Here is a 21,785-nt window from a genome sequence, read left to right on the forward strand (position 1 = left end):
TATGTATAAATTCTTTCTTTTTTTAAATTTTACTTTTCGACAAGACAGTCGATTTTTTTCAATACAATGACTATGAAACAACATTCTAAAACTCATGTCAATAAAGTGCTTTTCAAAAAAGTTGTCAACGAATTTAACCTTATTTTAAAAAAAGTTACCAATATATTTTGTCATAAAACGGCAAATGCTGGAGGAATATATTTCTCCAGCATCACGAAAAAAAGAACAGACATGAAACGATAATCTGTTCTAAAAAACGATTACATTTATCAATTTTACTTTATTAAATATTATACATATACTTTCGGTTCGCGTTACATACTAAAAGATAACTATTATAGAAAAAGATTATTATTATGGAAATTCAATTTATTTATGAAAAGATTATTCAGAGTGCTCAATACGCAAAATATCTTTTACAAATATATGATGTGGATTTTCATCTTTATCAATGATTGTACATACAGGAGCTTCTTCATCAAAGTACACAATCATTCCTTCTACGTACTGAAATGTATGTTGAACTTGTACAGTTACTTTAATTTCTACAGCCTCTTCATATGCTCTTTTTATTTTCTGAAGCATTTTTGCCGAACACTTTCGTTTCTCTGGGTACATGACCATCCCCATAAACCTATTGCCGGCTCTATCTTTCCACATATAATCCCAATGCGGTAATATGCCTTGTTTAAAATCGCCCATAATTCTCCTCCCCTATATTCTTCTAGTTACGAACGTGGCGTTTCTGAATATGTATAAATTACTTGTCCGCCGCGCTGCGCGTTTCCAATAATATGTTTAAAATCTTCACGCCCTACTACAACTTTCCTAAACGTATAAAATACATCTTTCGTTGCAACATACTCCTTTATTTCACCATTTTTCAGCTGATCCAAAATTGTATTTGCTAATTGTTCATCCATGTATTTCACCTCTATGCAATATTTTATTTTATCGTATATTCTATAGGTCAACAACTGTAAAATTATCCAGATGCTATACCTTCATTTTATTTTCATTATTCACAAACGATATCACTTTACTATATGTCCACTAAATATCATATACTAACATAGCTACTTCTCTATATCAAACATTTCGACATTCAATTATGCAAAGTTCCATACCACTATGCTACAATATATAAATAGAACTAGGAGGGATACTATGATTCGGAAAGCAAAAAAGACAGATGCGAAGGCAATTGCGCCTTTATTGTATAACGCTCTGCACGAAATTGCTGAAAAAATCACAGGTAGCACTGTTGAAACAGAAGTATTACTAGGACTTGAAACATGGTTCTCAAAAGAGAGAAATCGACTGAGCTACGAAAACTGTTTTGTATATGAGCAAGACGGGGATGCAGTTGGAGTTATTGTCGCTTATCATGGTAGTGAAGCAACAATGCTTGATGCACCAATTGTACATCACTTAAGAGAATTACATAAAGATGAATCGATTACGTTAGAAAAAGAAGCTGAGCTTGATGAATATTACATTGATACATTATCAGTTTCAAGTGCATATGGCGGAAAAGGAATTGGTTCTCAATTAATTGAAGCTGCTGAAATCCATGCAACTGAAAAGATGTATGAAAAAATCGCATTACTTGTTAATTTAGAAAACAAACGTGCCTATTCACTATACGAAAAACTAGGTTATAAAAAAGATCAAATCATTATGCTCGTAGGCGAACCTTATGCACATCTCGTAAAAACATTAAACATCAAAGTTTCTGTATCTTAAAAAGAAAGCACACGATTTATATAAATCGTGTGCTTTTATGTTAAATTCGTATTCAATACATTTCCATTCATCGCCTCGTGAAATGTATATGTTGTACATCCCCATGGCTCTCTGTGCAAAATAGGCGTACCAGACCATCCCATCGCTCTCAGCTCCGCACCAACCATTGCGTTAATGTAATTATGACCTACAAGAGCAATACTTCCATGTACGAGAGCATAACGGTGTAATACGTAAGCCGCTTGCCTTGCCCTCTCTCTTACTTCCTTATAAGACTCAACATCTTTATGGTAACCAAGTATCCATAATGTTCGCCCGATAAACATCCATACGTTAGGTTTACATTTCAACCATGTTGGAGCATAAAAACTCGTCGGAATTTCAGCTTCCCTAAAAAGAGAATTTTGCATAAAAGATAAAGAATTCATTAATTCAGCTGCTGACTGTATAGCACACCTTTGATCACTCGTTACAATCAACTTTGCTGCTTCAACCGCTTCCATTGTTTCCATTGGTATAGGTGCTTTTTCTGTTATAGTATGTAAGTCATATCCTTTCATCCATTCATGAAAGGATGTAACCGTCATTGGTTCTATAGTACGATCTAAGCGACCATGACGAATAAAAGAAATCTTCATTCTTTCCACTCTCCATTCATCACTTACGAACTCTATTATGTACTATTTTTAAATATCATACCACGCAAAAAAAGAAAGTTATACACCTTTACATATCCTCGCCACTCTCATGTGTGACCCCAGCATGTATACCATCCATCCCATCAAAATATGTAGTCGTTTCATGATGACGAATCTTTTTTAAATTTATATAAGAAAATACAAATAAAGTTAATGCTATAACACTCCCCACAAATTCAAACATCATTTTACCGCCTCTAATTTATCCCACTTTAGTAGGTTATTGTATATTTTTCATTATACCCTTATATAAAGATGCACGCATTTAAACCGTTCTTTTTTTCTAATAACTTGGAGTTCTTGCATATTTTCTTACAAAATGTGAATATTTTTCGAATTTTTACTTTGGAAACATTTACAAACTAGACAATATGGTTCAAAATAAGAGGAAATAAAAAAAAACCAAAATTATTCTTTTTTTGGAAAACTGTAACAAGGAGAGTTGCTTATGCAGATCGCAGAAACTGGAGATATCATTGAATTTAAAGGTGGAATGCAAGGCCGTGTTCAAAAAGTAAATCAAAACTCCGTTATTGTAGATATAACAATTATGGAAAATTTTAGAGAACTAGATATGGAACCTCTTACAGTTGTAAGTCATAAAAACTATACTGTCATTAATCAAAATGCATAATATAATAGAAAGAAAGGATCTGTATGTTATACAGATCCTTTCTTTCTATTATATATTAACGATTATCAATTGTTTCTGGATATAGATCATGGTTCATCATGCGGTAGTCTGCCATTTTTTCATACTTCGTGCCTGGGCGACCGTAGTTGCAGTAAGGATCAATTGAAATCCCTCCACGTGGTGTGAATTTCCCCCATACCTCAATGTAACGCGGATCCATTAATTTAATTAAATCATTCATAATAACGTTCATGCAATCTTCGTGGAAATCACCATGATTGCGGAAACTAAATAAATATAGCTTTAAAGATTTACTCTCTACCATTCTTTGTTCTGGAATGTAGCTAATATAAATTGTTGCAAAATCTGGTTGACCTGTTTTCGGACATAAGCTTGTAAATTCAGGGCAATTAAATTTCACAAAATAATCACGGTTTGGATGATTGTTATCAAATACCTCTAAAATTTCTGGGCTATATTCAAATAAATATTTTGTATTTTGATTTCCTAATAATGTTACATCTTTTAAATCTTCATCTAATCTTCCTGCCATTTTAAACATCCCTTCTCATTATACTCCGCGTTTATTTCCCCATACTAACGCATGAAGCTGCGGCAATACTTTTGCATTATTCATTTCTTTACAGTTAACCGCTTTTTCAATAAGCCACTCATATTTATCTAATAATTTTTTAATCAACATCGCATCATCCACAGTTTTTGTATCATCATTCCCTACTTGTAAGAAGAATGGAACATCTGGATAACGTTCGTGCATCTTAACTGCATACTCAAAGTCATAATCGTCAAATACTACTACCTTTAAACTAATATCTTTTCCTGCTAGTTTCTGAATAACAGCATCTAACTTCTGAAAATCAGTATTCATCGTCGAACTTGGTGGTTTTGGAGAAATCGTTATCTCATCAATTTGAAGTAACCAATCTTGCCATTTACTCCCTTGCGTTTCGATTGCCGTCCGCATTCCATTCTCTTTTAATATAGAAAGAAGAAACTCAATATTTTTCAACAATGCTGGATTTCCACCTGAAATCGTAACATGAGAAAAATTTTCGCCACCAATTTCCACAAGCTCGTTCCAAACGTCCTCTGCTGTCATCTGTCTAATTTGTTCCTTAGCCGATCCATCCCACGTAAAAGCAGAATCACACCATGCGCAGCTATAATCACAGCCAGCTGTACGGATAAACATCGTCTTTTGTCCCACAACCATTCCTTCACCTTGAATAGTCGGACCAAATATTTCTAAGACAGGGATCTTACTCATCGAGCATCCACTCCCGTCTTACTTCCGCATAACTAGTCGGCGTCTCGAAAAGACGAACAAATTCAACACGAGCTCCTTTATATTCGTTCGCACGATTATCTTTTAGTAATGCTTCTGCCATCTTTTCATAAATCCAAACGACCATGTTTTCAGCAGTCGTATTCATTGCTGGTAACGTTTCGTTTAAATAACGATGGTCTAAATAAATTTCTATTTCATTCTTCCAAATTTCTTTTATATCTCCAAAGTCAATCGCAAGACCTATTTCATTTACATATCCACTAATCCCAAATACAACTTTATATGTGTGACCATGTAAATTTTTACATTTCCCCTCATAACAGTGTAAATGGTGTGCTGCATCAAATGTAAATTCCTTGCTGACCATTACTCTTTTATTATGATATTTAAGCTGTTTACGCTGAATATCCTTGTCCATTTTTTGCAAATTTTCTACGATGCGAAATCCAAAGAAATTATCCATTAGTTATTTGCTCCTTCGCGTTCTTGTAGGTACGTATCTAATCCTGCTTTACGAAGCTGACATGCTGGACATTCACCGCAACCATCACCAATGATTCCGTTATAACATGTTAATGTTTTTTCTCGAACAAACTCGAATGCTCCAAGTTCATCTGATAATTTCCATGTTTCCGCTTTATCAATCCACATAAGTGGTGTATGAATTACGAACGGATAATCCATGGATAAATTTAAAGTAACGTTTAACGATTTCACAAACACGTCACGGCAATCTGGATAACCACTAAAATCAGTTTCACATACACCCGTTACAATATGACGTGCCCCAACTTGTTTTGCTAATACAGCAGCAAATGATAAGAATAGTAAATTTCGTCCATCTACAAACGTCGATGGCAATTCACCTTCTTCATGTGTAATCTCCATATCCGTTCTCGTTAACGCATTTGGAGCAAGTTGATTTAATAGACTCATATCTAGTACCGTATGTTTAATTCCTAGTTCTTTCGCAATTTCCGCTGCACAATCAATTTCTAGTTTATGACGTTGATTGTAATTAAACGTTACAGCTTCTACTTCTGCAAACTGCTCTATTGCCCAAAATAAACATGTCGTACTATCTTGTCCTCCACTAAAAACAACAACTGCCTTTTCTTTTTTCATTTCACTCATTCTCCTTCTCTACTACGAATAAGAAGAAAGAACGTTCTTGAACTGTCACAATAAAAAAACAAAACAATACCTAAAGATATTGTTGTTTCCATAGTTTTTTATAGAGGGAGTTCGCGAACCTCTCCCGCGCATCGCACGGAATTCCTTCTTTCATTGACAAAGCTTATTGTAACATATTGTATACTACCAGAAAAAATTTCTGATTTTTCCGCTATTTCTCATTTTATTTCTTTCATTTTATAGTATGATTAATTTAATGTGAGAAGAGAGGAGGCATCCCACTGAAACCCTTTATTATTTATCTCTTTTTAAATATATTATTCATTCTTGTTACAATGCTCGTATACCATTTATTTTGGAATCAAAAAGGGAAACGTTCTCCTAAATTAAACTCAGCTATATTTATTGCATTATGTTGCCTCGCAACCATACTATGTATTACTTTCGGAGCAAAAACAAATTATGGATTTCAATTTGATATGCGCCATATCGTATTAATTGTCGGTACATTAACAGGAGGTCCTATTGCTGGTGGATCTATATTAGTTGTATTAAATATATACCGCTTCTTATTAGGAGGAATCGGTGTTTTCCCATCGCTTATCGGTTCTATCCTTCTATTTATTGTCCTACTATTTACATATAAAGTTTTCAATCGAACTTCTAATCGTATAAAAGTAGCACTTGCCATTATCTACAGTCTCACATACGGATTTAGTTGGATACCTTTCTTCCTTTCAAAGGTTACAAATAAGACTGATTATATACCACATATTATTGTGTATGAGTTATGTACGATACTTGGTACGATACTTATTTTATATTTACTACACATATTACAAACTCAAGTTCGTCTTCAAAACGAACTTATGAATGCTGAAAAGTTTCATTTAATTGGAGAAATGGCAGCGTCCATTTCTCATGAGATTCGTAATCCATTAACTTCAACAAAAGGCTTTTTACAACTTTTGCAGTCAGATACATGCACTGAGCAAGAGCGAAAATTATATATCGACATAGCCATTAACGGAATCGAACAAGCAAATCACGTTCTTACAGATTATTTAACCTTTGCAAAACCAAGTATTGAAAAAGAACAAACATTACAGTTAGAAGAAGAACTACTACACGCATTAGCGTTAATTACACCTCTTGCTAATTTAGCAAATGTGCGTACTCATTATATAAAGCAAAGCACTTCTTTTTTTATCGCGGGAGAAAAACAAAAACTAAATCAATGCTTGTTAAATGTTTTAAAAAACTGCATTGAGGCCATGCCAAAAGGCGGTGATCTTTATTTCTCATTAGTTCCTGATCATAAGCATATTCAGTTATATATAAAAGATACAGGAGTTGGTATGGATCAAGAACAAGTAAAACGCCTTGGATCCCCTTTCTACTCAACAAAAGAAAAAGGTACTGGTCTTGGAATGATGGTCGTATTCAGTGTTGTGCAAGCTATGAACGGAAAAGTTGATATTATAAGCGAAAAAGGTACAGGTACAACCTTCTTATTAACTTTTCCACTCATACAAAAAACGTGATGAAATACTCATCACGTTTTTTCTGTTCCTTCAACTAATTCAGCAAAGGCTTTCACTTTACCATGTGGTTTTTGATTTTCTTTACGTGCTTTCCACGCGCGCTCTTCTTCTTTCTTTTTCTTGGACATACATTTCAACTCCTTCTGTTCTTTCTCCATGTAGTATTCCAAAATAAGAAAGAAAACTATGCACGCATCAAAAAAGAAGTGGTCTCCCACTTCCTTCTAATTATCGTTGCAAAATTGCGTGTTTCGCCTCTTTTAACTGCGTAAGATGTCTTTGTTCATGCAAATCAAGAAATTGAACCCACTGATACAAATTCAAATCATTAAAAATAGGATGCTTTAATCCATTTTCAAATAAATCTTTTTCATCTATCACACTATGAAGCGCGTGTAATAGCTCTTGTCGTGAATGTTCTAGTAATTGAATTCCTTGCTGTTTTTTCATTAACGTTTCTGTTGGTTGCATTTGCTGAGGAGCTTCTCGTTTATATGTGCGATCAAGCGTAAGTTGGAGGTCTTTAAATGGAGTCGTGTTTCTTTCATTTTTTTGTAAAGCATATACAAGGGCAGACGTAACTGATTGTTCAACTAAATGCAAGTGATGCAAAATTTGAATAATACTCCATTTATCACGGCGTGGCTTTACATTCACTTCTGTATCATTTAACATTTCAATTTCTGATAATAGCGTGCTTCGAGTAGACTGTAATGAGTTCACCAAATTTTCTAAACTCACATCCATATTTGATTGAAGCATACTTCTTTCCCCCCTTTTTGTTGGTGAAAAGAGGTGCTCCTTATTAGAAACACCTCTTTAGTATTCTGAATTTTCTTTTATTATCTCATCATTTTCTCATTATGTCGATGTTAAACATGTGAAAAAAAGCGCATGTTTTTTACAATTTTGTGTCGTCAATCGCATGTAGCCACGCTTCAATTTCTGTAATGACACTTTTCACACAGCCTTCAGCAAATGGTGATGTTAAATTTGCAACTTCTACTAATTCCAAGAATGATTTACTTCCACCTTGTTGGCACAAATTTACATAATCTTCCCACGCCTCTTGTCTATTATCTCTTGCACGTTTCCAAAATTGCAGTGCGCAAATTTGTGCTAATGTGTAGTCGATATAGTAGAACGGCGAGCTATAAATATGTCCTTGACGTTGCCAGAATCCACCGCGCTCTAAATAATCATTATCTTCATAATCACGATGCGGCAAATACTTTTTCTCTATATTACGCCATGCTGTCTTACGCTCTTCTGGTGATGCTTCTGGATTTTCATATACATAATGTTGATATTCGTCAACAGATACACCATACGGTAAAAACAGAAGTGCTGAACTTAAGTGAGAGAAATAATATTTATCTGCATCCTCTTCAAAGAATGACTTCATCCATGGCCATGTAAAGAATTCCATACTCATAGAATGAATTTCACATGCTTCATACGTTGGCCAATTGTATTCTGGAATTTCAAACTTACGGCTTTCATATACTTGGAAAGCATGACCAGCTTCATGTGTTAATACATCAATGTCGCCAGATGTTCCATTGAAGTTTGAGAAAATAAATGGCGCTTTATAATTCTCAATATATGTACAATATCCGCCACCAGCTTTTCCTTTTTTCGCAACTAAATCTAATAAATCATTATCTAGCATGAAATTGAAAAATTCATCCGTTTCAGCCGATAACTCTTTATACATCGTTTTCCCATGATTAACAATCCAATCCGCATCTCCTTTTGGAGTTGGATTACCAGTAGCAAACTCAAAGTTTTCGTCGTAATACGCTAACTTCTCTACACCGATACGTGCTTGTTGTCGTTTTCTTAATTCCGTTGTAACTGGAACGATATAATCAAGTACTTGCTGACGATAATTCGCCACCATTTCCGCATTATAATCTGTACGGTACATTCTTGCATATCCAAGTTCAACAAAGTTTTTGAAACCTAAAGATTTGGCGATTTTCGTTCTCACTTTAACAAGCTCATCATAAATACGATCTAACTCTTCCTCATTCTCAGCTAAAAATCCGTAATATGCTTCACTTGCTACTTTACGTTCACTTCTTTCTTTCCCTTGCATAAATGGAATAAGCTGCGATAACGTTCTTTCTTCTCCTGCAAAGTCAATTTTTGCAGATGCTAATAACTGCGTATATTGTGAAGATAATTTATTCTCTAATTGTAAATCTTTCACAACTTCATCAGAGTATGTTTTCAAATCACACTCCGCTAAAGCAAATAATTGCTTTCCATAATACGCTTCTAATTCTTCACGGAATGGAGAATGAATTAACGCATTATAATACTTTGTACCATAACCTTGTACAACTGGAGAGAATTCATCAAAGAAATCTTGCTCGTCCTTATAAAAAGCATCTGTCGTATCAACAGAATGACGAATGTAACAAAGATTCCCCATTGTACCGAAGTCGTTGCGAATTTCGTTAATTGAATTGATGACTTGTTTTTGTTCTTCTACAGTTTTAGCGTTATCAAACTTCTCTAAAGCAACATTAAACTTCTCTTTTAATTCTTCAATATTTGGCCGTTTATATTCATAGTCTTTAAATGACATGAACGAGCCTCCTCTCCATTATATGCATCCTTACTATAATTCAATGCTTACTTACAAATCTCCTCTTATTCTTCAGCAAAATACGGCATATTTTGTCATAATTACATGTAAACAAAAAAGCCTTGGATTTCTTTATCCAAAGCTCCTTTGGAACATACTATTATTTTTCATACTTTCCAATCTTTTTTAATAGATCAAGTAATTCATCCTTTTCCTCTTTCGTTAACATTTCAAAAGACTGATGTATAACTTGCTCATGCCCTGGAAAAATAGAAGCAATAAAGTTCTCTCCAGACTCAGTTAATTGTGCATAAATAACACGTCTGTCATTCGGGCACGGAATTCTCTTTACTAGTCCCTTTTTCTCTAGCTTATCTACAACATATGTAATGCTGCCACTAGCAATCAAAATACGCTCACCAATTTGCTGAAGTGGTTGACCGCCTTTATGATATAGCAGTTCTAATACAGCAAATTCAGTTGGATTTAACCCGTTACTTTGTATAGATTTATTTGTAGTATCCATAACAGAACGATGTACACGAGATAATGCAATAAATACTTTTAGAGATTGAGAAATATCTTCTCGTTCATTATTTGATGTCATACAACTTTCAACCCTTCACTTAAATTCTCAGTAATAAAAAGAAAAAACAGCTTAGTACTTCATGTAAATTCCGAATGAGTATTCACTCATTCATTTCCTCTCCCCAAATATATTACGAATGATTCTTGAATAAAAACATGACAATTTTAACATAGTTTATATATAATGATAATAAAAAAGAAGGAGTACCAAATTTGAAAGTCAAATTCCACAGCATAGTTTTATATATATTACTTGTTATCCTACCAACGATAGGGATTGGTGCTACATTTTATTCATATCATTCGTATAAAATGAAGCAGGAAAACAAACTATCTGCTCACACGGTTCTCTTTTTATATAGAGACTATTTAGATCATCACCTTGGTGAAGCAATTTCCGCATTAGAAATGCTCTCAAAGGTCATAGGAACCGAGACTGGAAATATAAATGGAGTTAAACAAATTGTACATGATACAGATGGAAACGATGCACGTTTTTCTGGTTTATACTACGCTACACCAGAAGGAATCATTACAATCGCATCCGAAGGCGACCGACCACCTGTTGATGTCTCAGATCGCAAATATATTCAAGACGTATTGCAAACGAAGAAAACAACTGTATCATCAGTCATTACAGATCGTGTTCTTGGACATCAAGCTATTATGATTGCTTCTCCCATTTTCAATAAACAGAAGGAAATCTCAGGCTTATTGTTAGCAAGTTTACGCTTTGACTACATTTCATCATCTTTAAATGCCATTAAGCCACAATACCATTTTGAAGTAACTGATAAACATGATGTAGTTTTTCTCACCGATGATAATAACGAAACAAGTGCTGCGCATTCTAATATGCTTACTACCCCACTCAAAAGATTAAATTGGAAGGTCTCTGTTTCTCCTTTGCCTATCCATCAAAAAACTTTATATCAGTGGGTTGCAATAGAGTGTATAGCTACTTTATTTTTAATGTCTATTTTATTTTTACTTGCTCAATATATGTTGTTAAAACGTCAAACAAAACTGGAAAGACAACAAAATGAACTACAAAAAATTGAATTGGTTGGAACTTTTGCAGCTAGTACAGCCCACGAAATCCGTAATCCTCTTACCGGAATTAAAGGGCTCGTCGCTCTATTAAAAGAGAAATATAAAGATGAACAAGATCAGTTTTATTTTTCCGTCATCGAACAAGAAATAGAACGGATTAATGAAATTGTAAGCGAATTTCTTATTCTTGGAAAGCCAACTGCTATCATTGAACAAACATATGATGTGAGAACTATTCTAAATGAGGTATCATTAATTATTCAATCTGAGGCGAATCTACATAACATTGTATTCCATTTACATTTGCCAGACCATCCTATTCATATCCGTTGCTCAAAAGACCATATGAAACAAGTGGTTTTAAACATTACAAAAAATGCAATTGAAGCCATGAATTCTGGTGACACACTGACCATTTCCGTAACAAACAATGAAACACACGCACAATTGAGAATTACAGATACTGGAAAAGGGATTCCAAAACATATTCAAAAACACCTCTTTCATCCGTTCTTTACTAATAAAGATACTGGAACCGGTCTTGGACTTGTCATATGTAAACGAATTGTAGAGATGTACAATGGGCATATTTTTATTGATAGTATAGAAAACGAAGGAACGACAGTTCATATCGAAATTCCGTTACACCTAGTATAATTATCCTTATCCCAAAAGGGTAATTATACTTATTTCATAAAACCAGCCACAAGCATTCGCCAAAAATTACTTGATTTCCCTTCATACCCAATTTGAAAAATAGGTACCTTAATAATTGATAGCCATTTTGGTGTTTGTTTTTCTTTATAACGCTGGTACTGTAAAATAAGCTTGTCCAATTCTTGACTCACTTGAATTGTCTCCATACTATTTAACCCACTTGTTAAACCTAATTGAATCATTTCTTCACGTTTCATATGAATATCACGTGAAAGCTTTTCTAATGTGTACTTCCTTTTTACGGTAAACATTCATATCCCCCTTATTATACTTCCATGCTTTCAACTTTACTTCTCCATCGGCCTTTTAACTACTTAATCATATTTGAATTTGAAGAATCAGAAAATTTAACATTTTCTCCCTGTAATTTACAAATCTTTACCCTCACTTTGAGAATTATTACAAATTATTCTATCTTTGTAAATACATTCGCAATAATAGACATTTTTTTCATCTTCTTTTTTTACAAATACCAATTAAATAGCGGATTCTCTATTTTCTATATACTTTTCTTCGACATTTTTTGTTTAATTTATATAAAAACGCAAAACATAATGATGATTGATAAAGTGAAATTTAATCATTGGGGGATTTTGTTCATTCCTCACTGCTCGCAAATAGCGGGAAAAAATAGAAAGGAAATATTTATATGCGCAAATATACGATTGCATTGCTTATTTTTACTATGTTCTTACCATCCTTCTTGTTTCCTGTTCAAGCAATGGCCCATACAAACAAAGTCGCTATTGTCATTGATGACTTCGGCAATAATATGAAGGGGACTGATAAAATGTTATCACTTCCTATTCCACTGACTGTTGCCGTTATGCCTTTTCTCCCTTCCACAAAGGAAGATGCGATAGCGGCTCATAAGAAAGGGCACGAAGTTATTATACATATGCCAATGGAACCGATTAAAGGTAAAAAAGAATGGCTTGGACCAAAAGCAATTACAACTGATTTAAGCGACGAAGAAATAAATAACCGACTCGAACAAGCGATTCAAGAAGTACCGCATGCAATTGGGATGAACAATCATATGGGCTCAAAAGTGACCGCGGACGAAAGAATTGTACGACTTATACTTGCAGCTTGTAAAAAACACGGTTTATTTTATTTGGATAGCAAAACAAATCCTAAGAGTGTTGTCCCAAAAATCGGGAAAGAATTAGGAGTGCCTATTATTGAAAATCAATTATTTTTTGATGATGTGTATACAGCGGCACATATTTCAAAACAAGCCCAATTACTCATTAAAAAGCTTCAAGAAAAACCGATTATGGTAGCTATCGGACACGTTGGACCTCCAGGTGAAATTACATCACGTGTTATAGAAACTTCTATTCCTAACATTCGCGCACATGCAGATTTTATTTTTTTATCTGATTTAGCATTATCTCCACCTCCTGTTTCAAAATAAGATTCATTACTCGCACTAAAAAAGGTACCAATCTGCATATAGCAAATTGGTACCTTTCCTTTTCACCTTAAATATAATCTACATGACTCACCCTGAATCCTTTTTTCTCTATTTTTTCGATTAATTGCTTTAATCTTTTTTCATTTAACTCATCTGCTATATTTACGATAACGCGGCGAATATACTGATCACCGTTATCTAGCGTAAATAATCCACCGATATTAAATGCTTTCAACAATGTCCCAAGTTCTTTAATCGTTCCCTTACAATCTTGTGTTGCAATTGTTAATATATAACCACCCGTCCGCATACCGAATGAATCTTCAATAACATCAAATATATTGGAATGCGTTAAGATACCGACAAATTCATTATAGTCATTTAACACAGCTAAAAATGGAAGTCGACGAATAACATAAAATGCTCTAAAAAAAGAATCCTTTTCAAAAATAAATGCAGAGGAATCTTCCAGCATATGTTCCGTGCTTAATTTCTCTAATCCGCTATTACACTTCTTTTCTAAAAGATCTACTTTATAAATAATCCCTATGAATTTCTTTTCATCTTCTGCTAATACAGGGATTGCTCGAAATCCCGTTTCATTCATAATGTGCAAAGCCTCTTCACCTGAATCGTTCATTTTGCAAAATGTTACTTGTTGTTTCGGCAGAAAATGGTATTTAACTCGCAAAATATGTTCCTCCTTACATGTCAACATGTAATCTATATATAATAAGGAGACCTATATTTTATGAGTAAAATTACATTTAAAACGCTTTCATTTTTTATTGACTTGTAACGACATCACAAACATTTTATATAACAGAGCTCTTTGCACCTTTTATCATTAACAACTTTACATGGTAATTCATTAAATATTCTATACCCTCTAGCCATTTTTTCGCTTCTTCTGGAGTTTTCCCCCACACAATCATGCCATAATTATGAACAAGAACTACTCCTCCACCTTCAATAAAATTCGGTACATTATTTTCTAATAAATCAGCGAATTTTTTCTCATCTTCTACAATAGGAATTGTCATTTCTGTTATACCTTCTTTTCCAAAAACACGTTCCACGCTACGTTTATCGAATGTTACTTCCCCTGTTTCTCCATATAACTCTGATATTAAATGGCTATCTACAGTCTGCACTTGTAAAATACATTCTGCACTACTTTTTTTATAAATATCCGCATGCATAAATGATTCTGCAGCTGGTTTTTCTTCATTTTCAAATACTGGCTCACACATACAATTAACAACAATAAAGTCTTCTTCTGAAAATAACCCTTTATCTCTTCCCTCAACGTTTACTAAAAAAGTTAACGGCTCTTTTGACGTACAGAGTGATAAACTAATTTTTGTACCATAAAACCAATCACGAAGTGCCAATTCAGATTTCACATCTTTTAATTCATTCCATTTTTTTAGAAAAAATAACATTTCGTCACCCCCGGCATAATATTTATATAATGTTCGAATCCTTTCTATGTAAAAGGAGTATTTTTTGATTATTCTAAAAATTTAATTGAATTATCACATGAGAACGCCTTTTTGTCAATATAGTTTCACAGCTCTTCTTTAAAATGGGCCATTCATATATCTATACTTCTGTCTATTCCCTACTTCATTTTGTACATAAAAAAATACGTTATTCTTTTTAAATCAAAGAATAACGTATTTTCTCATCTTTTATTTCTTTATTGCATTATATAAAAACTGTGCATATTGTTCACGTGTTACGAAATCATCACCTAAAAAGTTTCCTTTTCCATTACCTTTTGATATATTATTATCCGCTAACGCTTTCACATATCCTTCTGCCCAATGACCAGTCGGTACATCAGTAAAGTTCACTTTATTATTTCTATCTTCTTTTAACTGAAATACTTTATATAATACTACAGACATTTCGTATCGAGTTAATACTCCATCTGGACGAAACTCCCCAGTACCATCTCCTTGCATAATTCCAGCTTGCGCAACTGTGGCAATATCTTGCTCAAACATATGCCCTTTCGTATCTGTAAATCTCTCTTTCTGCTCTACTTTATTTTCTAATTTCATGTACCTTTGTACTAAAGACGCAACTTGCCCACGAGTAATACTATCCCCAAATCCAAATTGTCCATTTCCATATCCCTTGAAAATATTTTCTTTCGCTAAATAATGAATTGCTTCTTCTGACCAATGTCCTTTTGGTACATCTTTAAATTCTACTACTTCTACTTTTTCATCTTCTTTAGAAGTATTGTCTTCTTTAGAATTGTTGTCCCCTTTACTTTCTACTACATTTTGAATTACAGATCCTGTAAAAAAGATTCCTGTATCCGCAAATGGATCTTTCACTCCAAATTCATATACTTTCTCACCTGGTGTACTCCATTTCACTACACCATTACTATACGTACCACCATCACTCTTCAGACGGATTTTTGTAGATACCTCGCCGTCTTTTTCGTATATAGGTACTTTTACTTCTTTATTTACTTCTGTATCCTCTAAAAAGACTTTTTGGTTTTGAACATTAATATAAGCTTTCTTACTTAGTTCTATTACTGGTCTAACATCGCGGATTTCATTTGCAACAAAACTTAAATATACTAACTTATTCAACTTACTAACTGGCGATAAGTCTGAAATATAATTTGCTTCTAAATCAAGTTTTTGTAAGTTTACTAGATTTGATAATGGAGTAATATCCTTTAACTCATTATTAGGTAAATCTAATTCTGTAAGCTGAGTCATTTTAGCAAGTGGTGTCACATCTTCAATTTGATTTTTACCGATAAATAATTTATTTAATTGATTCATTTGATCAATACCCGATAAATCTTTAACTTTATTACGCGTTAATACTAAATCTTTTAAAGGTAATGAATATAACGGTTTAATATCTTCAATTTGATTACCTGCTAAAGTTAAGTATGTTACATTTTTCAATGCGCTTAATGGAGCAACATTCGTAATTTTATTATTTGCTAAATTCAAGTAATCTAGTTGTTCCATTTTCGCTAATGCTGTTACGTCTTCTATTTGGTTGCCTGATAGATATAAACTTTTTACATTTTTCATTTCAATGAGTGGTGCAACGTTTGTAATTTTATTATTACTCAAATCAAGAGATGCTAAATTATCCATCTTAACAAGTGGTGTTACATCTGAAAATTCATTACCACGCAAAGCTAAATGATTTAATTGCTTTAAATTCGCAAAGAACGATGGATCTGTTATCTTCGCATTCGCAACTGTTAAAGATTTTAAATTTGGCATATATTTTAATGCACTATAATCAAGAATCTCATTCGTGTTTAAAAACAAGTCCTTTACTTGTAATAACTCCTCTTTCGTAATTGGTGTATTTAAATCTTTTCTATTAAATACTTTTTTATTAACAAGTTCTCTTAATTTGTTATCTGTTATCATATTTTGACTATCAATTGGATGATCCGTTTCCGTATTGCCTGAATTAGCGTTATCATCTGGTTTCTCTGTTTCTTTGTCACCTACAGTTGGATCTTTAATTTCAAATTGAACTTGATATTTGTGATCATATCCGATGGCCGGAATAAGTATATGCATTTGCATATTATGCTTTTTCTCAAATTCGCCAATTTCAAATTGGACTACTTTCGTTCCATTTTTCCTCTTATCTTCTGATAAAACTTTCACATCTTGAAATACACCAGGTTGGTTTTTATCCTCTATTCTAAGATATTGAAAATAATCGCTATCTTGTATTGTTACAGTAACGATTTTTTTCCCATCTTCAATTGCTACTTTAGGATTTTTTATGTACTGAGAAACCATAGATGGCTCATCTTTTTGATCCTTATATATTTTAATCTCAGTATCGTATGTACGTTCACTAGCTGCTGCCACCGACTGGTTTGCTTCAGCTTTTAGTGCTGCTAATGCTGGAGTAGAGTATGTAGCAAATGGAATTGCTAATGTTGTGGCTACTACTAGCGCCTTAATATAACTTTTTTTCAAAATAATATCCCCTATCATATATAATTTTTATAATTGATAAATGTTATCAATTACTTACAAAATAAATGATAATGAATCTCATTATCATTGTCAATGATAATATTACATTGAGTTTATATTTCCAAAGATAAAAAATAAAAAACCCTTTAATCAAAGGGCCTTTTTACCTAGCGTATGAAGAATTTCACTTTTTTCTTTTTCATTAATAAAACCAATTTTTTGCAAAATATTTGCATACAATACAAGTTTATTATATATCCGTTCTGACATGCTTCTCCCTTCTTTCCTTCGACCAACTTTTTTTGTATTGGTAAATTATATGAAAGAGATGAGAAAATGTGTCCACTTTTTGCATACATACAAATCTTTTATCCTGCTATTTGTGGACAGTAAAACTCCCACCTCAAAAACAGGTGGGAGTTCAATTTATTTAGCAAATTGTCCATTGAATATTATGCTTTTTGACTTCCTCTTCAAAACTATAGGGCATTTTCTTATCACAAATTACATGTTGAATACGTGAAAATGCTGCTATTCGGTAATTTCCTTTTACCCCTACTTTTGTATGATCACATAAAATATATGTTTTCTCCGCTAATTTCAGCATCGCTTCTGACAGTTTCGCCTTTTCTAATTCAAAACTAGAAACCCCAAAACCAGGTAACAATCCATCAATCGAAACGAATGCTTTATGAAAATGAAATTGCTGGATTACTTGCTGCGAAATAGACCCTGACACACGTGAATGCTTTGGAGACACTTTTCCACCAATAAATAAAACTTCACCGTGAAACATCTTTTTATTAATAGAAGAAATTAATTGTGTAGCTACTGGAAATGAACTTGTTACAATCGTTAAATTTTTACGATGAACAAGATATGGCACCATTTGAAGCGGTGTACTTCCATCATCAATCGCAATCACATCTCCATCTTCCACAAACGTTGCTGCTTTATACCCAATTCTCTTCTTCTCTTCTATATGCAGCATCTCTCGTTCTAGCATTGGTGCCTCTATTCCAGCTCCCGGAAGTTGGACGGCTCCACCATACACTTTCTTCAACTTCTTTTCACGATCCAATTCTTCTAAATAACGACGAATCGTCTCTGTTGATACAGCAAACTCTCTCGCTAACTCTGAAACTTTTACTTTCCCTTTAAACTCTACCTTCTCAAGAATGGTTCGCTTTCTTTCTTCACCTACTACAGACATAGCTTCACCCCATTGATTTCTACCTCATAAACTGCCTTACTTATACAAAGTTATAACTTTCTTTTTCAGTGAAAACTTCTTCATGAATATGAATACCACGCTTTTTTAGTTCATCAAAAATGATTTGTGGATTTACAAAAGCTTCCTCAGGTGTCACAACACCAGCTTTATTTACATTCCCTTTTGCGATTAACTCTGTAGCAATCCCAAATGGAATACCGACGTTTCTCGTATAAGCTCTTAATTTTTCCCATCCTACAACAGAACCATCAGATAACGGGTGTGTATGATATAATACGTGCCTTTGTTTTTCATTATTTTTCACACCTATTACTTCTACATGAAGTGCATAACCGTAAATTTCTGTTTCTTGCCCTTCTTTCGATTGCAATAAATACTTCGAAATACAATCCATAATGCCAATTTCTTTCCCATTTATGTCAACCCGATCATTACGCAATATACCATAATCATATAAAGCACGTACGAGCTGCATATTTTGCTTTGGCCAAGTTCCTCTCGTCTCTATCAGCTTGACGCCTTTATTTTCTAGTGCTTTTGCTAACGTAATCGTTTCAGAATGCGGTATTATATACTGCGTTGCCTTACCATAAGGCGCCGGTAATTCAATTTCTCTTGGACGCGCAAACGGCGGTACTTGCTTAAACTCACCATCTTCATATACTGTACGCAATCGTAAATGTGGATCATATTCATATGTCGTTGTTTCTGTAATTGATGCAGAAAAAGCAATTGGACGGTACGAGCCATGACTTACACGTACTGACTCTACAGTATCTAGCTGATTTGCTGCATGCATTGCCATCATTTGCGTTACACCTGGCGTCATACCAAAACCAGGTAAACACGTTTTTTCATTTTGAGCAAATATAGAATGAAATTCATTTTCTTCACCAAATCCATTCAAATTCACACCGTGACAACCTGCTTCTGCAATACATCGAGTAGACAATCCATTTAACTTAATTGTCGTACCGTCCATTACAATGTCATAACCTTTCATTTTTGCAACCGTATCCTCGTGATTTGTTACATCTACTTTCACAAAATCAACACGAGGATCGTTGAGCCATTCTACTACTTTCAGGCCCTCTTCTTCATTAAAATCAGCTACTGTAATCGCCTCAAAAGATGAAAATTGTACTAAATCTAAAATTGCTTCACGACAAATTTTACCTGCTCCACCTAAACAAAATACTTTCATCCTATAGCAACTCCTTCAGCTATACTATTTACTAAACGATTTATGTCTTCCTCATGTACGTCACCGATATTTCCAATGCGGAACGTATCTACTTTCGAAATTTTACCAGGATAAATAACAAATCCATATTGCTTTAATTCATTATATAGCTGTTGAAATTCAAATCCTTTTTCTGGATAAATGAAGGATGTAATAATAGGCGATTGATATTTTTCATCTACTAGTGGCTTAAATCCGATTTCTCTCATTCTACTCACTAATAGTTTTTGATTGTTATAATATCGATTGTAACGAGCTTCTACTCCGCCCTCTTTTTCTAATTCAAGTAGTGCTTGATAAAAAGCGTGCACAACATGTGTAGGTGACGTAAAACGCCATTTCCCATTTTGATTTTCCATTGTTTCCCACTGATCGTATAAATCTAATGATAATGAACGTGCCTGTCCCTTACATTTCAACAATTCAGCACGCTTTGCAATAACAAAGCCGAACCCAGGAACACCTTGAATACATTTATTCGCACTACTAATTAAAAAATCAATTTGCAACTCAGCGATATCTATTTCAATACCACCAAAACTACTCATTGCATCAACTAGTGTTACTTTTCCATATTGCTTCCCTAATTTACATACATCTACAATTGGATTGATAATACCTGTTGTTGTTTCACAATGAACAACTGCAATATGTGTAACCTCTTTATCTTGTTGCAATATCCTTTCTACTTCTGCAATATTAGTAGGCTCCCACTCTTCTGTTTGACTGACCACCACATCTATATGTAACATCTCTGCCATTTGTACAATTCGCTTACCGTACGCACCATTTGTACATACGAGCAGCTTTCCGTTTTTAGGAATGACAGATCCAATCACTGCTTCAACTGAAAACGTACCGCTTCCTTGCATTAAAACAGTTGTATATTTCTCCTCTTCTTTCGTTGCTAACGATACAAGTTTAGCTCTTACCTCTTGTACCATTGTGTTATATTCAGCATCCCACGTACACCAATCGTATAACATAACTTCTTTTACTGTTTTGGTTGTTGTTAATGGTCCAGGCGTTAATAATAAATAGTGATTTTCAGTCATGATCCTATTCCCCTTTTATGAAATAATAAGTTCTTGTTTCTCGATATGTTCCATTACGTTTTCGAGTTCCTGCATCGTTTCTATCGTAAAGTGCGCCCCATTTTCAACGAAACGATTGCGAACTACTTCTATTTTTTCACGAAGTTCTACCGGATCCATATTCTCCACTTCCTCTTCAGTTAAGCCGAGTTCGCTACTGCCGAGAATTACACCTACTGTCCACATACCAGCATTTCTTCCCTCTTTCATATCTGATACTGTGTCTCCAACTTTTATCATATGATTCATTGGATATACACCAAGCTCCATCGCATTTTTATAGCACATCCACGGATACGGACGACCTGCTGGAACATCATCTGGTGTTACAAGAAAATCCGGTTTATACCCTTGTAGTGCTGCTTCTTTTGCTACAATGTCCATCATTTCTCTCGTATAACCAGTCGTTGAACCAATTTTAATTCCTCTTTCACGTAAAGAAGCAATCACTTCTTTTACTCCATTAATCGGCGACGCATAGCGCGGTAAAATAGCGAAGAGAATCTTTTCGAATTCTTCATACATCTCCTGAATGTCTGCTTCTGTTGGTAATTGTCCGAAAATACGATTCCACTCACTTGCAATACGAGTCATCTCAGTTAATGCTCTAACATGATCAATTTTCAATAATCCCATTGGCTTACGGGCTTCTTCTGCAGTAATTGCAACACCGCGTTTATGGAAAATCTCCATAAATACTTCCAGTGGTGCAAAACATCCGTAATCAACTGTTGTACCTGCCCAATCAAAAATAACTGCTTCTACTTTCATTCAATCCAT

General features: G+C 34.0%; 25 protein-coding genes and 1 riboswitch. Of the genes, 5 read left to right on the forward strand and 20 right to left on the reverse strand.

Translation table 11 applies throughout. The annotated features are described in order from the left end of the window. Positions 1-384: 384 nt before the first annotated feature. Both ILS93_RS13800 and ILS93_RS13805 read right to left on the reverse strand, forming a co-directional pair. Complete coding sequence (locus ILS93_RS13800; protein WP_064476715.1) at positions 385-702, reverse strand: hypothetical protein; 318 nt, start codon at positions 700-702, stop codon at positions 385-387. A 26-nt stretch (positions 703-728) separates the two neighbouring features. Beyond that, positions 729-923, reverse strand: coding sequence for a hypothetical protein (locus ILS93_RS13805; protein WP_000344283.1), 195 nt, complete (start codon positions 921-923; stop codon positions 729-731). Positions 924-1,167: 244 nt separating this feature from the next. On the opposite strand from ILS93_RS13805, the gene ILS93_RS13810 reads away from it, so the two are divergent. Further along, complete coding sequence (locus ILS93_RS13810; protein ID WP_064476716.1) at positions 1,168-1,746, forward strand: GNAT family N-acetyltransferase; 579 nt, start codon at positions 1,168-1,170, stop codon at positions 1,744-1,746. 35 nt (positions 1,747-1,781) lie between these two features. Here the strand turns inward: ILS93_RS13810 and ILS93_RS13815 are convergent, their stop codons facing one another. Together ILS93_RS13815 and ILS93_RS13820 are read right to left on the reverse strand one after the other, a co-directional pair. Further along, entirely contained in the window at positions 1,782-2,384 is a 603-nt protein-coding gene (locus tag ILS93_RS13815) for a hypothetical protein (protein ID WP_064476717.1), read from the reverse strand. 88 nt (positions 2,385-2,472) lie between these two features. After that, on the reverse strand, positions 2,473-2,628 hold the full coding sequence (locus ILS93_RS13820) for a hypothetical protein (protein ID WP_064476896.1): 156 nt from the start codon (positions 2,626-2,628) through the stop codon (positions 2,473-2,475). Positions 2,629-2,892: 264 nt separating this feature from the next. On the opposite strand from ILS93_RS13820, the gene ILS93_RS13825 reads away from it, so the two are divergent. Further along, a complete protein-coding gene (locus ILS93_RS13825) occupies positions 2,893-3,078 on the forward strand; it encodes a YkvS family protein (RefSeq protein WP_001165081.1) in 186 nt (61 codons plus the stop codon). Between the two features lie 55 nt (positions 3,079-3,133). Here ILS93_RS13825 and queF read toward each other — a convergent pair whose 3' ends face one another. From queF to queC, 4 genes are read right to left on the reverse strand one after another with little or no spacing between them, the layout of a single operon-like run. Further along, positions 3,134-3,631 carry a preQ(1) synthase gene (gene queF / locus ILS93_RS13830; RefSeq protein ID WP_064476718.1) on the reverse strand — a complete coding sequence of 166 codons (498 nt, stop codon included), beginning with the start codon at positions 3,629-3,631 and terminating at the stop codon, positions 3,134-3,136. Positions 3,632-3,649: 18 nt separating this feature from the next. Then, positions 3,650-4,366 carry a 7-carboxy-7-deazaguanine synthase QueE gene (gene queE, locus ILS93_RS13835; RefSeq protein WP_000036302.1) on the reverse strand — a complete coding sequence of 239 codons (717 nt, stop codon included), beginning with the start codon at positions 4,364-4,366 and terminating at the stop codon, positions 3,650-3,652. Beyond that, positions 4,359-4,850 carry a 6-carboxytetrahydropterin synthase QueD gene (gene queD / locus ILS93_RS13840; protein WP_000368411.1) on the reverse strand — a complete coding sequence of 164 codons (492 nt, stop codon included), beginning with the start codon at positions 4,848-4,850 and terminating at the stop codon, positions 4,359-4,361. The genes queE and queD overlap by 8 nt, the downstream gene beginning before the upstream one ends. Next, entirely contained in the window at positions 4,850-5,512 is a 663-nt protein-coding gene (queC, locus tag ILS93_RS13845) for a 7-cyano-7-deazaguanine synthase QueC (RefSeq protein ID WP_000711595.1), read from the reverse strand. Before queC ends, queD begins: the two co-directional genes overlap by 1 nt. Positions 5,513-5,605: 93 nt before the next feature. After that, positions 5,606-5,649: riboswitch (PreQ1 riboswitch) on the reverse strand. Positions 5,650-5,856: 207 nt separating this feature from the next. Here queC and kinB point away from each other — a divergent pair. Further along, a complete protein-coding gene (gene kinB / locus ILS93_RS13850) occupies positions 5,857-7,065 on the forward strand; it encodes a sporulation sensor histidine kinase KinB (protein WP_064476719.1) in 1,209 nt (402 codons plus the stop codon). 11 nt (positions 7,066-7,076) lie between these two features. On the opposite strand, the gene ILS93_RS13855 is transcribed toward kinB, so the two are convergent. The 4 genes from ILS93_RS13855 to ILS93_RS13870 form a co-directional block, all read right to left on the reverse strand. Then, positions 7,077-7,193 (reverse strand): DUF6254 family protein, encoded by a 117-nt coding sequence (locus ILS93_RS13855; RefSeq protein WP_000038254.1) that lies wholly within the window; start codon positions 7,191-7,193, stop codon positions 7,077-7,079. A gap of 100 nt (positions 7,194-7,293) precedes the next feature. After that, complete coding sequence (locus ILS93_RS13860) at positions 7,294-7,827, reverse strand: DinB family protein (protein WP_064476720.1); 534 nt, start codon at positions 7,825-7,827, stop codon at positions 7,294-7,296. Between the two features lie 139 nt (positions 7,828-7,966). Next, on the reverse strand, positions 7,967-9,661 hold the full coding sequence (locus tag ILS93_RS13865) for a M3 family oligoendopeptidase (protein WP_222660689.1): 1,695 nt from the start codon (positions 9,659-9,661) through the stop codon (positions 7,967-7,969). A 160-nt stretch (positions 9,662-9,821) separates the two neighbouring features. Beyond that, positions 9,822-10,268 carry a MarR family winged helix-turn-helix transcriptional regulator gene (locus ILS93_RS13870; RefSeq protein WP_000203340.1) on the reverse strand — a complete coding sequence of 149 codons (447 nt, stop codon included), beginning with the start codon at positions 10,266-10,268 and terminating at the stop codon, positions 9,822-9,824. A gap of 194 nt (positions 10,269-10,462) precedes the next feature. Here ILS93_RS13870 and ILS93_RS13875 point away from each other — a divergent pair, with 194 nt between their 5' ends. Next, positions 10,463-11,959, forward strand: coding sequence for a DUF3149 domain-containing protein (locus tag ILS93_RS13875; RefSeq protein ID WP_064476722.1), 1,497 nt, complete (start codon positions 10,463-10,465; stop codon positions 11,957-11,959). A gap of 29 nt (positions 11,960-11,988) precedes the next feature. Here ILS93_RS13875 and ILS93_RS13880 read toward each other — a convergent pair whose 3' ends face one another. Beyond that, on the reverse strand, positions 11,989-12,270 hold the full coding sequence (locus tag ILS93_RS13880; protein WP_000495533.1) for an aspartyl-phosphate phosphatase Spo0E family protein: 282 nt from the start codon (positions 12,268-12,270) through the stop codon (positions 11,989-11,991). 398 nt (positions 12,271-12,668) lie between these two features. On the opposite strand from ILS93_RS13880, the gene ILS93_RS13885 reads away from it, so the two are divergent. Then, entirely contained in the window at positions 12,669-13,439 is a 771-nt protein-coding gene (locus ILS93_RS13885; RefSeq protein WP_064476723.1) for a divergent polysaccharide deacetylase family protein, read from the forward strand. Between the two features lie 67 nt (positions 13,440-13,506). Here ILS93_RS13885 and cbpA read toward each other — a convergent pair whose 3' ends face one another. From cbpA to phnX, 7 genes are all read right to left on the reverse strand, one after another. Then, positions 13,507-14,130: a cyclic di-AMP binding protein CbpA gene (gene cbpA / locus ILS93_RS13890; RefSeq protein WP_064476724.1), complete on the reverse strand. Its 624-nt coding sequence runs from the start codon at positions 14,128-14,130 to the stop codon at positions 13,507-13,509. 124 nt (positions 14,131-14,254) lie between these two features. Continuing rightward, positions 14,255-14,884, reverse strand: a complete 630-nt coding sequence (locus ILS93_RS13895; protein ID WP_064476725.1) for a class II aldolase/adducin family protein — start codon at positions 14,882-14,884, stop codon at positions 14,255-14,257. A gap of 249 nt (positions 14,885-15,133) precedes the next feature. Further along, positions 15,134-17,434 (reverse strand): NEAT domain-containing leucine-rich repeat protein, encoded by a 2,301-nt coding sequence (locus tag ILS93_RS13900; protein WP_098625569.1) that lies wholly within the window; start codon positions 17,432-17,434, stop codon positions 15,134-15,136. 430 nt (positions 17,435-17,864) lie between these two features. Next, positions 17,865-18,647 carry a DeoR/GlpR family DNA-binding transcription regulator gene (locus ILS93_RS13905; RefSeq protein WP_000117658.1) on the reverse strand — a complete coding sequence of 261 codons (783 nt, stop codon included), beginning with the start codon at positions 18,645-18,647 and terminating at the stop codon, positions 17,865-17,867. A gap of 40 nt (positions 18,648-18,687) precedes the next feature. Beyond that, a complete protein-coding gene (locus ILS93_RS13910) occupies positions 18,688-19,872 on the reverse strand; it encodes a saccharopine dehydrogenase family protein (RefSeq protein WP_064476727.1) in 1,185 nt (394 codons plus the stop codon). Further along, positions 19,869-20,966 (reverse strand): 2-aminoethylphosphonate--pyruvate transaminase, encoded by a 1,098-nt coding sequence (gene phnW, locus ILS93_RS13915; protein ID WP_064476728.1) that lies wholly within the window; start codon positions 20,964-20,966, stop codon positions 19,869-19,871. Before phnW ends, ILS93_RS13910 begins: the two co-directional genes overlap by 4 nt. Positions 20,967-20,981: 15 nt before the next feature. After that, on the reverse strand, positions 20,982-21,776 hold the full coding sequence (phnX, locus tag ILS93_RS13920; RefSeq protein ID WP_064476729.1) for a phosphonoacetaldehyde hydrolase: 795 nt from the start codon (positions 21,774-21,776) through the stop codon (positions 20,982-20,984). Between the last annotated feature and the right edge of the window lie 9 nt (positions 21,777-21,785).

Origin of the sequence: Bacillus sp. 16GRE42, assembly GCF_019837435.1 — a bacterium.
Classification (GTDB): domain Bacteria; phylum Bacillota; class Bacilli; order Bacillales; family Bacillaceae_G; genus Bacillus_A; species Bacillus_A wiedmannii.